This is a genomic window from Bacteroidota bacterium (genome assembly GCA_039821555.1).
Lineage (GTDB): Bacteria > Bacteroidota > Rhodothermia > Rhodothermales > Rubricoccaceae > JBCBEX01.
This window is the reverse complement of record JBCBNX010000006.1, coordinates 24849-37614: the sequence shown is the minus strand read 5'-3', so window position 1 is coordinate 37614 and position 12766 is coordinate 24849. Positions and strand designations below refer to the sequence as shown.

The following is a 12766-nucleotide window of genomic DNA, read 5'->3' as shown; positions in this document are numbered from 1 at the left end:
CCACCGGGGCCTCAGGCTGCTTGGGCGTCGCTGTCCGCGCCCCACTCCAGGAACGCGCCGGTTTGCACGTCGCGCTTCATGTGCTGGTAGCGGAGCATGAGTTCCTGGAGCGGGCGCAGGTCCTCGCCTGCCTGGTCGGCGGCGAAGATGCGGCGCTGCACGTCGGCGATGGCCTGGTCGAGGCGCAGCAGCTTGAGCACCTGCATCGCGCTCGTGGCCGCCGCAAACGGGTCGCGGTGCGGGTCCTTCACGTCGATGCCGACGCGCGACCAGTTGTCGGACACGGCGTGGCGCTCCACGAGCGCTTCGGCCACGGTCTGCTGCACGGCGGGGCCGAAGGTGCCGTCCTTGAACGGCGTCGCCTCAATGCGATCCTGCTGCGCCTGCTCGATGAGCTTCTCGATGGTGGTCTGCGGTCCGCCCTCGCTGAACTCGGTAAGCGCCATGCGGGTCAGGACGTGCTCCACCATGGGCATGCCGTGCTCCAGCATGAGCTTGACGAGCAGCAGCTCGGCCGGGGACGCCGCCGGGCGAGGCGTGGGCCGCCGCGTGGTGAGGTCCGGCGCCCGTTCCGCCCAGGATTCTTGGGGCGGCCCGTCTGTGTTGCGGTGGGCGGCGTCGCGCGGGCGAGCGTTGCCCCGAACCTGGTCGCGAGCGTACCCGTCACGGCGCGCGCCATCGCGGCGCGCTGAGCGGGTACGCTCACGGCCCGCCTCGGCGAGGGCGTTGCGGAAAAGCGGGCGCAGCGTTGCGTCGGGGACGCGCAGGAGTTGAGCGGCGCGCTGGACATAGCCTTCCTGCACAATCGGGTCGGGGATCTTCGCCACGGACGCCATGAGGCTGTGGACGACGCGGCTCTGCCCCTCGGGCGTGTCGAGTTCGCCGCGCCGCTTGGCCACGGCTACGCGGAAAGCCACGAAGTCCATCCGGTCGTCGCGGAGGACGCTGCGGAACGCCTCCGCGCCGAACTGCTGCACAAACGCGTCGGGGTCGGCGCCGTCGGGCAGCGCCACGGCGAAGACGCCGAGCCCCTCGCCCAGCACGAGGTCGATGGCGCGCAAGGCGGCGTCGAGGCCTGCGGAGTCGGCGTCGTAGAGCAGCACGATTGCCTGCGCGTAGCGGCCTGCCAGGCGGATCTGCTCGGCGGTGAGCGCGGTCCCACTACTGGCCACCACGTGCTCGACGCCTGCCTGGTGAAGCGAGATTACGTCGGTGTAGCCCTCCACGAGTAGCGCCTCGCCCTCGCCGCGGATGGCCTGCTTGGCCTGCCGCAGCCCGTAGAGCACGCTCGACTTGTGGTAGACCGGCGTCTCGGACGAGTTGAGGTACTTCGGCGGGTCGCCGTCTTTGAACGGCGGCGTGACGCCGGGGATGACGCGCCCGCCGAAGCCGAGCACCTTGCCGACGTGGCTGATGATGGGGAACATCGCGCGGCCCCGGAAGCGGTCGTAGACGCCGCGGCTGCCCTCGCGCGCGAGGTCGGCCTTGACGAGCAGGTCGGGGGCGTAGTGCGCGGCCTGCGCGGCGTTCACGAGCGCGTCCCAGCTGTCGGGCGCGAAGCCGAGGCCGAAGCCGGTGATCGTCTTCTTGCTGAAGCCGCGCTGCACGAAATAGTCGAGGCCCGGCTTTCCGACCTCGGTGCGAAGTTGGTCGTAGTAGAACCTCGCTGCGAACCGGAGCACCCCGTGCAGCGCCTCGCGCTCGCTGGCGGCCTCGCTCTTGCCCTCGCTCTCCGGGATCTCGATGCCGGCGCGCTCGGCGAGCAGCCGCACCGTCTCCAGGAACTCCATCCCCTCGACCTCCTGCACGAACTTGAAGAGGTCCCCGCCCCGGCGGCAGCCGAAGCAGTAGTAGAGGTTCTCGCCCGGGTCGACAGAGAACGAGGGCGACTTTTCGTTGTGGAACGGGCAGAGCCCGAAGAACCGACCTCCGCGCCGCTTCAGCCGCACGTAGTCGCCCACCACGTCGACCAGGTCGACGGAGCGGCGGACTTCTTCGATGACGGTGTCAGGGATGGGCATGGGGCGACGACCAACGAGCGCCGTCCAAGATCCGCACAGACGGCGGACCGTGCGCGGGCGTCGCTCCGACTGCCCCCGAACTAGGCCTCCTCCCACGGAAAGCAGGCTCTCACAGAAACAGGCCCAACGCCGAAGCGCGGGCCTGTTCGTCTTGGTGGCGGGGGCTGAGCGCTCCCCTGAGCACGCGGTGGGCCGTCAGCGGTCCTCGATCCTTCGCATCGGGCCGATGCCCGCGAACGAGGCCGTGCCCTCACCGTTGGGTCCTGACACCGAGATCTTCGATTCCACGTGGACCGGCACCGTCTCCGACGCCTGGTCGTTGATGAAGACCGAGAAGCTGTAGTCCGTCACGCCTGCGATGGGGCCATAGGCGATGATGTGGCGCGAGATTTCGGCGTTCACATTGCCGGCCTGGTCGATGTTCTCCCCCTCCGAGGTCACGTTGATCGTGGTGCCTGCCGAGAGGGGGTTGGTGTTCCGGTCAGCCACGCGGTAGTCGAACCGGACGGAGCTGACGAAGACGGTGTCGGCCACGCCGTCGGGGACGTTGTCGAAGGCGTTGGTGGCGCCCGTCGTGTCGCCGGAGACGACGAACTCCTGCTGCCGCTGGTCGAGGATCGTGACGATCGGGTAGCCCGTGAACAAGACGCGCGTGGTAGCCTCGATCACCTCCTGGTTCTCGTTGCTCGTGCGCGCCCGGACGGTGCCGGGGCCGCCTCGGTCCAGGCGAGGCTGCGCCGAGATGAGTTCGACGTTGGCGATGCCGCCATCCGTGGGTGCGGACCCGACGACGATGCCCTGATCGGTGGTGAAGTAGACCTGCGTGCCATCTTCGACGGGGTTGCCATACTTATCGCCTACGAAGGCTGTGACCGCGTTGGTCAGCCCGGAGAGCTCAAGGGCCGGGCCGAAGTTGGGCGTCTCGTTGACAACCGAGAAGTGGGTGGCGTCCGGTAGGCCACCGTGCACGACGAGGGTGACAGGGGCCGTGCGAACGGGGTTGCCGGCCGGGTTGACGGCGTCGACGACCTCCGCTACGATCTGGGCCGTGCCAGCGACGGTACCGCTGGTGAAGGTGAATTCCGCCTTGCCGTCGCTGTCGGTGAGGATTTCCTCGGGGAAGATGAAGCTCCCGTCGGCCCCCTGGCCGTCCGGCGCGGCGTCGATCCGGACGCGGACGGACGCGGCGTTCTCGCTCGTGATGGGGTTGCCGTTGGCGTCGAACACCACGAAGATCAGCTTGCCGATCTCGGAGCCGCCGACCCCGCTGACGCTCACCTGCTGCGCCGAGCGCTCGTCGAATGTGATGCTCGCTGCCGTCGTGCCTTCCACGCCGCCGGTCGTGCCACCGTCGGCCGGACCGCCGGTGTTCTCGGCGATGGTGATCTGAAGGTCCCGCATCGTATAGCCCTGCCCGCTGGAGACGAGCTTGGTGACAGGCGCCGAGACGGCGGAGCCGAAGGAGGCCTCGATCGAGACCGTGACGGCCTCTTCCTGCTGTGTTTGCTGCGTCGTGTTGGTGTTCTGGACCGCGTCGCTGATCTCGAAGGAGAAGGCGTAGGCCCCTATCGAGTCGGTACGGGTCTGCCGGACGAACTGGTTGGCGACGAGGTCCACGAGCGCATTCTGCACCGGGTCGCCATTCTGATCGATCACGCGCCCGTCGACGGTGACCGAGTCGAGTTCGGAGAGCGAGTCGCAACCGCCCAGCAGAAGGACGACCCCGAGCAGCGCGGCGCTCAGGAGCGAGGAAGGGCGAGGAAGGAAACGAGGCATGTTCGGATACATGGAGATCGACAAGTCGGCGAGGAGAGGCATGGGTAGATGCAGCGATTCGACCTGCACGTTTCTACCCGCAGCCCCGATGTGAGCGGCCCATCTCCCCAGAGGCGAATGCTGTGCCGATGTCTGTCAGCCGGTCTGATTTCCGTGCGACGGGCCCTCCCAGCGCGTTTTGGTGAACCAGAATGCCGCTCCCTGTGCCCTCTCGCTCGCTCGACTCGCCCACGCGTCCAGGCCAGTGCTTCCGAAATCGCCCGAGGGCGTACGTCCCGTAACCCCGCGCCGCGTTTCGCCCGGCCGTCGCTACCCGTCCACTGCCGTCCGGATGCGCTCGACCTGCCGCAGGTGCACCAAGTCATGCGCCGCGAGCAACGTGACGATGCGGCCTACCGACTCCTCGCCGCGCTCGGCATGATGACCGACCCGCGCCCAGGCCTCGGGTTGCTGCCGGGCGAGCCAGCGCAGGTTGAGCGCCCGCAGCGCGGCGAAGTCGTCGAGGGCCTCGGCGAGCGTGACGCCGTCGGGGCCGAACGCTGCCGCCCACGCGTCCTGGTCGTAGCCCGCCAGCGCTGGACCGTCCTCCGCGACAATGACGCGCATGCGGTAGCCGTAGACCAACTCTGAATCGACGAGGTGCTGCACGGCCTGCACGACTGACCACTTGCCCGGCTGTTCCGATTGCTGGGACTGCGCCTCGGTCAGCCCCGCGACGGCCGCTCGTAGCGCGTCGGGCGTAGCGCGCTGCACCGCCACCGGATCGCGGTCGCCGAGCAGCGCGAGCAGCGCGCGGACGTAGTCGGCAGGGCTGTCGGCGTACGAGGTCGGCATAAAAGGCATCGGCGTGCTTGGCGGTGCAACGTCTGGGCGGTGCAGCGTCTGGGTGGTGCAACGTGGTGTCTCCGCGATACTACCGCAGAGGCACCGTATGCCGTTCCGCGCCACGTCCGGCCTTCTCTAGGTCGACCCTAGAACCCAAACTACAGGTCCTAGAATCCAGACGTCAGCCCTAGAATCCAAACGTGGCACCGACAACGAGCGTCGTGCGGGTTACGTCTTCGAGGACGAGGCGCAGACTCTCCGGATTGCTCAGCGTGCCGGGGTCGTCGCCGTCCGGGAAGACGTTGTCGATGGCGACGAGTTGGTCCTCGAAGCGCGTGTTCACGAGAGCAATGTTGATCTCGGACGACCGTCCCACCCGGATGCCGACGCCTGCCGTGACGGTGCGCCGCAGGCGGTCAGCCACGGCGTCCACTGCGACCTCGCGCCGCGCGCGGTCCACCACGAGGCCCGTCGCGTCGCGGAGCGGATCGGGCTGGTAGGCAAGCCCGAAGCGCGCCGTGGCGATGCCGAAGTCGTAGGCGGCGCCGAAGCGCGTCGTGAAGGCGTCGTCGTAGGTGCGGCGTAGCGTGCTGTTCTGGTCCGCAATGAAGAGCAGGTCGTCCTCACTCGTGAAACCGTCGGTGCGGAGGCGGGCCTGGCTCCAGTCGACGTACTCCACGTCGGCGGCGAGCGTCGCGCCCGCGATCTGGTAGACGACGCCCGCGCCGAGCCGCCACGGCGTCGTGAAGTCGTAGTCCACAGGGAAGAGGTCGCCAAACGAGTCGATGGTCTCCTCGACGACGTTGACATAGGTCGGCGTCTCCACGACGAAGCCGAGCCGGAACCCCCGCTGCGCTTCGGCAGAGATCCCCACCCGGGCGTTCACGCCGCGCGCCTCCTGGTCGATGCTGAACACCACCGGGTCGTCGCCGAAGAAGCTGGCCGCGCCGATGGATTCGGTGAAGTAGGAGCCGAAGAGGAAGTTCACGGAGCCGCCTACCATCACGCCAGGGGCGATCTCCACCGCCGCCGCCGCCGAGAGTTCGCCCGCCTGCCCCTCCGCGAACACGTCTTCCTCGAATCGGTCTGCGACGACGGTGCCGTCGCCGAGCGTGCCCGTGACCTCGGCGTCGTAGAAGAGCGCGCGGTCGTAGGTGCTGGTGCGGTTGTAGCCAAGCCCGACCACGAGCGAGCCGCGCACGGTGGGCACCTTGGCGGCATATCCGAGGTGGCCGAGGCGCGCCCCGCTGGAGCGCGTGGAGCCTTCCAAGGTGCGCCCGTCCAGCCCGAGGCTGGCGTCGTCGCCGGAGAGGCGGTAGGCCGCGTCGCTCTCGGTGCCCGTCAGGTCGACGGACGCCGTGGCCTCAGAGGTGCGCAGCCAGCCCAGGTTGGCGGGGTTGGAGAACGAGGCCGTCCAGCCGGGCATGCCGCCGATGGCCGCGCCGCCCTGCCCTGCCAACTCGGCGCCGAGCGTGGCCTGGCGGCGGCTGAGCAGGAGCACGTCCTCGGCCGTCTGAGCCGCCGCGGCGGGCGTGAGCAAGAGAGCCATGAGGGCAAGGCTGTGAAGCTTGAGAGAGCAGAGGCTACGCATGGGGGCGAGTGTCGGGTGAGACGTGGCGGCTCGATGCGAGGTCGGGGCGGCCCTGTGACGTGGCAGCGCGCACCGTGAGGACTAGACATAGCGGAGGCCCGCACGGGGCGCACGGGCCTCCTACTTGGCAATCAGACGAAAGGAGAGCGGAAGCCGGCGACTAGACGTTGCCTCCGCCGCGGCGGCTAGAGCGACCTGACGAGCGGTTGCCCGACGAGCGGTTGCTGGACCCACCGGAGCGCGCGTTGCCCGACGAGCGGTTGCTCGACCCGCCGCTTCGGGTGCTCGGCGTCGAGCGCGGACGCGACGACGGCGACGGGCGCGTCTGCGGGCGCGGTGCCGGGGCCGGGCGGCTCTGCGGACGCGGCGCCGAGCGGGTGCTGCTGCCCGACGAGCGCGACGAGGGGCGCGTCCGTGGCGTGGAGCGGGCGTTGTCGCCATCGTCGTTCCCACCGCGGCGGGTACGGCTGGGCGCCGGGCGGCTCTGCGGCTGGCGGCTGGGTGCGGGACGTGTCTGCGGCGTCCGGTTCGGGGCGGGGCGCGACTCAGGACGACGCGCGGGTGCCGGCCGCGTCTGCGGAGTCCGGCTCGGTGCGGGGCGCGTCTCCGGGCGCGACGACGGTGCCGGGCGCGACGACGGTGCCGGACGAGACGAAGGCGCCGGACGAGACGACGGTGTTGGGCGCGTCTGCGGGCGGGGTGCTGGACGCGTCTCCGTGGTGCGGCCCGGGGTCGGGCGTGTCGCAGGGCGAGGCGCCGGACGCGTCTCCGTGGTTCGGCCCGGCGTTGGGCGTGTGTTCGGCGCGCGGCCTGGAGCCGGGCGCGTCTGCGGCGTGCGCACAGTGCCCGGCCGTGTCTCCGGCGCACGGGTCGGGCGTACGGTGCGAGTCCCCTCAGAGCTCGGTCGCGCCGGGGATACGGCGCCCGGACGCGTCGGGCGCACGACGGTACGTACTGGCTCATCGGCGCCGCGGACCGGGCGGATGGAGCCCGTGACAGGCCGGTCTAGACGCCCGTCTCGGCCCGTGGACCGGATCGGGCGCAGCGTCGTCTGGCGCACGCGGTCGCGGCCGTCGTCGAAGACGTAGTAGTGGTCGTTTCGGTAGTACACATCGCGGTACTGGACGAAGACGGGCTGGTAGTAACCTCCGCCATACCACGCGATCGGACGATGGTAGAAGGGCCGGTGGAAGAACGGACGATGGTAGAAGCCGCGTCCAAACCCGAAGCTGAAGCTGACCGAGAAACCAGGCCGGTAGAACGGGTCATGGAAAAACGGGTCGTAGAAGAAGGGGTCCCAGAGCAGCGGATCGTGGAAGGCCCAGGCGGGACGGTACCACAGCGGACGCCAGCGCGACCAGCGATACGGGCGGTGGTAGCCCCCCCCATAGTAGCTATCGTAATAGCCACCGCCATACGAGCCGCCATGGTAGGCGTCCTCGTAGTAGACGTTCTCGTCGTCGTAGTAGTAGCGCGTGACGTTGACGTCGTCCTCGCCATAGCCGCCTTCGTAAGTGCCCTCGTCGTAGTAGCCGTCGCCGACATAGCCTTCCTCGGCATAGCCTTCCTCGGTATAGCCGTCGGTGGCGTACGCGTCCTGGCCGTAGACCTCGCCCTCGGTGTAGACCGGCGCCTGCACACCGACGCGGGCCGAGAGGGGCTCGGCGTCCTCCACGGGTGCCGTTGCATAGCCCTCGTCGGCATAGCCCTGGTCACGGGCGTCCGTCTTCGGGTCTTCGTAGCGCGGGCTGTAGGTCGGGCGCCGGTCGTAGCGGTCGGACGCGTTGGCGAGCTGCGTATAGCAGCCCGAAAGCAGCAGCGCCATGAGCGCCAGCGAGAGCGCGGGCAGCAGCGAAGAGAGCCGGGGGCGTAGCGGAGGGCGCATCATGGCAGCGGTGGGTCGGGAGGACGATGGGAGACAGGCTCGTGCAGCCTGGCCGCAGAGGCGAGCGCGAAAGTAACAGCGTCACCACAGAAAATGGACGCCTGTTCAAGGACGAGGCTGGGACGATAGCCGTGTGCCAACGCCGTGCGCGGTGCCAAAGAGCACGTGAAAGCCACGCTCGGGCGACCTCCGCATGGCACGCCGCAGCCCGCGCGCCGTTTCTTGGTCGTCTGTTTTACCCTTCCGCTCTCCCGACCGCCTTTCCCGATGGCTGACAAGATCACCCCGCGCTCCGAAGACTATTCGCAGTGGTACCTCGATGTCGTGCAGGCCGCCAAGCTCGCCGACTACTCGCCCGTGCGCGGCTCGATGATCCTGCCGCCCAACGGCTATGCGCTCTGGGAGAACATGCAGCGCGTCCTCGACGGCATGTTCAAAGCGACGGGCCACCAGAACGCCTACTTCCCGCTCTTCATCCCGCAATCGTTCCTCTCCAAAGAAGCCGAGCACGTCGAAGGCTTCGCGAAGGAGTGCGCCGTCGTGACCCACTCGCGGCTACGCACCACGGCCGACGGCACGGGCGTCGAACCTGATCCCGCCTCGAAGCTCGCCGACGGCGAAAACCTCGTCGTGCGGCCCACCTCGGAGACGATCATCTGGGACACCTACAGCCGCTGGATCCAGTCCTGGCGTGACCTCCCCATCCTGATCAACCAGTGGGCCAACGTCGTCCGGTGGGAGCTGCGCACGCGGCTCTTCCTGCGCACGATGGAGTTCCTCTGGCAGGAAGGTCACACCGCGCACGCCACCGAGGACGAGGCCGTCGAGGAGACGCTGCGCATGCTCGACGTCTACACCGAGTTCGCGGAGGAATACATGGCCGTGCCGGTCATCCGCGGCGTCAAGACGGCCAGCGAGCGCTTCGCGGGGGCCGTGGACACCTACTGCATCGAGGCGCTCATGCAGGACGGCAAGGCGCTCCAGGCCGGCACCAGCCACTTCCTCGGGCAGAACTTCGCCAAAGCGTTCGACTGCACCTTCCAGAACAAGGACAACGAACTCGAACACGTCTGGGCGACGAGTTGGGGCGTCTCGACGCGGCTCATCGGCGCGCTCATCATGACGCACTCCGACGACCAGGGCCTCGTCCTCCCGCCCCGCCTCGCGCCGACGCAGGTCGTGATCGTGCCGATCTATCGCAAGGACGGCGAGAAGGAGACCGTCATGGAGGCCGTCGCCGAAATCGAGCGCGAGCTGCGCGTGGCGGGTGTACGCGTCAAGACCGACGCCCGCGAGGCCTACCGCCCCGGCTGGAAGTTCAACGAGTACGAGGTGCAGGGCGTCCCGCTCCGCCTCGCGGTCGGCCCGCGCGACGTGAAGAACAACGTCGTCGAGCTCGCCCGCCGCGACGAGCCGGGCAAGGAAAGCGTCCCGCGCGACCAGCTCGCCGACGTGGTCACGGACACGCTCTCGCAGATCCAGGCCAACCTCTTCGCCCGCGCCGAGAACTTCCGCCAGCAGAAAACGACGACCGTCGACACCTACGACGCCTTCAAGGAGGCCATCGAGCAAGGCGGCTTCGTGCTCGCCCCATGGGACGGCACGCCCGAGACGGAGGCGCGCCTCAAGGAGGAGACGAAGGCCACCATCCGCTGCCTCCCGCTCGAATCCGACCCGCACTACGACCCCACCGAAGGCGTCGACATGCTCACCGGCCAGCCGTCGAAGCAGCGCGTGGTGTTCGCCCGGGCGTACTAGCGCCCACCGCTCGCCCCCTCTGCGTCCCACCGTTCTATCGCGTCGAGGAGCCACTGCGGGGCGCCCTCGCCGATGGGGTCGGGCGGGCATGCTCGCGTCATCGCCTCGGCGCGCTCCAGCTGCTCGGCCAGCGGCGGCACGTCCCACGCCGCGCGCTCGGCGTCGGTGGTCGCGGGCTCTACGTCCCACAGCCGGTGCCGCTTCCCGTCGGGGACGAACTGCGTGCCGTACTTCTGGGGCCGGCCGCTGTACATCCGCCACCGGTCGTACGCCGCCGCTGCCAGCCACCGCGCGGGGTGATGCCCGCGTTCTGCCGCCTGCTTCGCCCAGACGTGGCCCTGCCAGGCGTCGTCGGGCGTGTCGCCGTGGTTGAAGAGCCAGGCCGCGTGGTAGTAGTCTTCCGCCACTAAGCTGCGCTCCTCCGCCACAATCTCGGCCGCGCGCTGCCGCCGGTCGCGGTCGCGGGCCCGCATGGCGTCGTATTCGGGTGTGCCGTGCTGCAGCCCCTGCCCGTGGTCACGGTAGTCGGCCTCGTAGAGGGCGCGGAGTTCGGGGTTCATGTTTGTTGGAGAGCTTTGCTGTACGGACTCCGCGCTTCGCTCGGCTCCCCCCGCTTGACACGCCTGGACGGCGGTCAAGCTGTCCCCCTGCGTTCTCGTCCAGAGTGTGAGGGGGACAGTTTTGGTTGACACGGGAGCGCAGCGACTGTCAACCGAAACGGGGGGAGCGGTCGTGCCGATATGCACCATCACTCGTCGGAGCCCATGCTGTCGCCGCGATACCGGTCGAACCAGGCGAGGATGTAGGCGACCTTGGCAGCAAGCTGACTGGGGCGGTTGGCGATGAAATGTGGGGCGTCCGGGATCTCGACGTACGCTGTCTCGACGTCGCGCAGGCGGAGCGCATGGTAGAACTGGCGCGCCTCCGAGGGCGGCGTCCGCAGGTCAGACAGGCCCACCATAACCATCGTCGGCGTCTCGACGTTGCCCACGACCGAGATGGGCGACTCCTCCCAGTAGGCCATCGGGTTCTCCCACGGCTGGCCGGGGTAGCGGTAGTCGGCGTAGTCGTAGTAGTTGTCGGCGACGAGTGTTTTCGAGATCCAGTTGATGACGGGCTTGACGACCGCCGCCGCCCGGAAGCGGTCCGTGTTGCCGACGATCCACGCCGTCGTCGTGCCGCCTGCGCTGCCGCCGGTCACGAAGAGCGAGTCCTGGTGCACGTCGCCCGTCGCGAGCACGGCGTCGACGCCGGTCATGATGTCGCCGTAGTCGCCGCCGGGGTAGTCGTGGTAGAGGAGGTCGGCGAAGGCCTCGCCATAGCCGGTACTACCGCGCGCGTTGGGGTAGAACACCACGTAACCGTCGGCCGCGTAGAGTTGGACCTCGGGCGAGAACTGCGGCCCATAGGCGGCAATCGGCCCACCGTGGACTTCGACCAGCAACGGATACTGCCGCCCTTCCTCAAAGCCCGGCGGACGGACGAGCCAGCCCTGAATCTCCAGCCCGTCCTCGGACGTCCACGTGATCTCTTCGACGGCACCGAGGTCGCGGTACGGCAGCAGGTCGCCGTTGAGGTCGGTCAGGACGCGCGTCTCGCCATCTTCGACAATCGCTACGTCGGACGGGCGCTCCGCCGTGCCGTGCGTGAACGCGACCGCGCCATCGTTGGACACCGAGTAGGCCCCGCTCGTGTAGGGCCGCCCGATGGCCGTGCCGCCGAGCGCGTCCGTGATCTCGCGCACGGTGCCATCGAGCGTGACCCGCATGAGGTGCGTGAGGCCGCGGTCGAGATAGGTCGCGTAGAGCCCGTCGTCGTGCCAGGTGAGGTTGGCGAGGCTCCGGTCGAGGTCGCCCGCCAGCACCTGGATCTCGCCCGTATCCTGGTCGAGGACGTGGAGGCGCGTGTTCTGGAAGGTGCGGACGCGGTCGTCGTAGCCGAGGTAGGCGACGTGGCGGCCGTCTGGCGACACGGTGGGGCTGCGGTCCGGCCCATCACGGTTGGTGAGCGCGATAATCGTGGTGTCGGTCAGGCTGACCCGGTAGAGTTCGGTGACGTTGTACTCCAGCTGCCAATTGTCACTGCGGTTGCCGGAAACCACGAGGCCGCTGCCGTCGGGCAGCCAGGCGAGGTCGGTGCCGTGCGGGTAGTCGCCGTGCGTGAGTTGGCGCGGCGTGCCGCCGTCGGCGGGGACGACGAACACGTGGCGGAAGCCGGGCTCGATGTTGCCCGACCCATCAGCCTCGTGCTTGACGCGGTCCACGACGCGCGGCTTCGGGGCCCACTCCGCGCCCTTCGGCGGCGACGGGAGGGCCACGTCGAACGTCGGATCGGGCTTCGGGACCAGCATCGAGAACGCCAGCATCGTCCCGTCGGGCGACCAGTTGAGGCCGCGCGGCGACCGGTCGAGCTGCGTCAACCGCGCCGTCTGGCCCGTGTCCATCCAGCGGACGAACAGCTCCGCGCCCTCGCCCGTCGCGGCTACGTAGGCCACGCGCCCCCCGCCCGGCGACCACCGCGGCGCCGACTCATTCGCCTCGCTCGCCGTCAGCTTGCGGTGCCCCTCGCCGTCCGCCCCGACAATCCACAGCGACCGGCGGCGTTTGTCTTTCATCCGGTCCATCCCCGTCCGCACGTAGACGATCTGCGCGCCGTCCGGGCTGATCTGCGGGTCGTCGGCCCACTCCAACTCGAACACATCGGCGTAGGTGAACGGCGTCTGCGCGAGCGCAGCCGGAGCCACGAGGAGCAGGACGACTGCGAGCAGGAGGAAGACACGATATCGAGGCATGGCGATAGCGGGTGAGAGAGGTAGGGCTTGGATCTGCGTCTATACTACTCCACGGCTCCGCATGCATTGCGCTTCGGCTGGCTCCCCCCGTTTTTGGCGACAGTCGCTCCGCTCCTGCA

8 protein-coding genes are annotated in these 12766 nt (G+C 69.0%); 1 reads left to right on the top strand and 7 read right to left on the bottom strand.

What is annotated here, in order from left to right; translation table 11 throughout:
• Nucleotides 1-11: 11 nt before the first annotated feature.
• The 5 genes from dnaG to AAFU51_09100 all read right to left on the bottom strand — a co-directional run bounded on the left by dnaG (nt 12) and on the right by AAFU51_09100 (nt 8101).
• Nucleotides 12-2021: a DNA primase gene (dnaG, locus tag AAFU51_09120; protein MEO1571417.1), complete on the bottom strand. Its 2010-nt coding sequence runs from the start codon at nt 2019-2021 to the stop codon at nt 12-14.
• Between the two features lie 195 nt (nt 2022-2216).
• Complete coding sequence (locus AAFU51_09115; GenBank protein MEO1571416.1) at nt 2217-3797, bottom strand: hypothetical protein; 1581 nt, start codon at nt 3795-3797, stop codon at nt 2217-2219.
• A gap of 309 nt (nt 3798-4106) precedes the next feature.
• On the bottom strand, nt 4107-4631 hold the full coding sequence (locus AAFU51_09110) for a DinB family protein (protein MEO1571415.1): 525 nt from the start codon (nt 4629-4631) through the stop codon (nt 4107-4109).
• Nucleotides 4632-4809: 178 nt separating this feature from the next.
• Complete coding sequence (locus AAFU51_09105; GenBank protein MEO1571414.1) at nt 4810-6171, bottom strand: hypothetical protein; 1362 nt, start codon at nt 6169-6171, stop codon at nt 4810-4812.
• Nucleotides 6172-6373: 202 nt separating this feature from the next.
• The gene (locus AAFU51_09100; GenBank protein ID MEO1571413.1) at nt 6374-8101 is read right to left on the bottom strand and encodes a hypothetical protein; all 1728 of its coding nucleotides are present in this window, start codon (nt 8099-8101) and stop codon (nt 6374-6376) included.
• A gap of 264 nt (nt 8102-8365) precedes the next feature.
• Here AAFU51_09100 and proS point away from each other — a divergent pair, with 264 nt between their 5' ends.
• Entirely contained in the window at nt 8366-9856 is a 1491-nt protein-coding gene (proS, locus tag AAFU51_09095; protein MEO1571412.1) for a proline--tRNA ligase, read from the top strand.
• On the opposite strand, the gene AAFU51_09090 is transcribed toward proS, so the two are convergent.
• The gene (locus AAFU51_09090) at nt 9853-10416 is read right to left on the bottom strand and encodes a hypothetical protein (protein ID MEO1571411.1); all 564 of its coding nucleotides are present in this window, start codon (nt 10414-10416) and stop codon (nt 9853-9855) included. The two genes, proS and AAFU51_09090, sit on opposite strands and share 4 nt — an antisense overlap.
• A 188-nt stretch (nt 10417-10604) precedes the next feature.
• The gene (locus AAFU51_09085) at nt 10605-12647 is read right to left on the bottom strand and encodes a S9 family peptidase (GenBank protein ID MEO1571410.1); all 2043 of its coding nucleotides are present in this window, start codon (nt 12645-12647) and stop codon (nt 10605-10607) included.
• Nucleotides 12648-12766 lie beyond the last annotated feature (119 nt).

Excerpts from the sequence above, each read along its gene's own strand:
- AAFU51_09110 (MEO1571415.1), bottom strand. The coding sequence starts at position 4,631 with ATGCCGACCTCGTACGCCGACAGCCCTGCCGACTACGTCCGCGCGCTG.
- AAFU51_09105 (MEO1571414.1), bottom strand. The coding sequence starts at position 6,171 with ATGGCTCTCTTGCTCACGCCCGCCGCGGCGGCTCAGACGGCCGAGGAC.
- AAFU51_09090 (MEO1571411.1), bottom strand. The coding sequence starts at position 10,416 with ATGAACCCCGAACTCCGCGCCCTCTACGAGGCCGACTACCGTGACCAC.
- proS (MEO1571412.1), top strand. The coding sequence starts at position 8,366 with ATGGCTGACAAGATCACCCCGCGCTCCGAAGACTATTCGCAGTGGTAC.
- AAFU51_09100 (MEO1571413.1), bottom strand. The coding sequence starts at position 8,101 with ATGATGCGCCCTCCGCTACGCCCCCGGCTCTCTTCGCTGCTGCCCGCG.
- AAFU51_09115 (MEO1571416.1), bottom strand. The coding sequence starts at position 3,797 with ATGCCTCGTTTCCTTCCTCGCCCTTCCTCGCTCCTGAGCGCCGCGCTG.
- dnaG (MEO1571417.1), bottom strand. The coding sequence starts at position 2,021 with ATGCCCATCCCTGACACCGTCATCGAAGAAGTCCGCCGCTCCGTCGAC.
- AAFU51_09085 (MEO1571410.1), bottom strand. The coding sequence starts at position 12,647 with ATGCCTCGATATCGTGTCTTCCTCCTGCTCGCAGTCGTCCTGCTCCTC.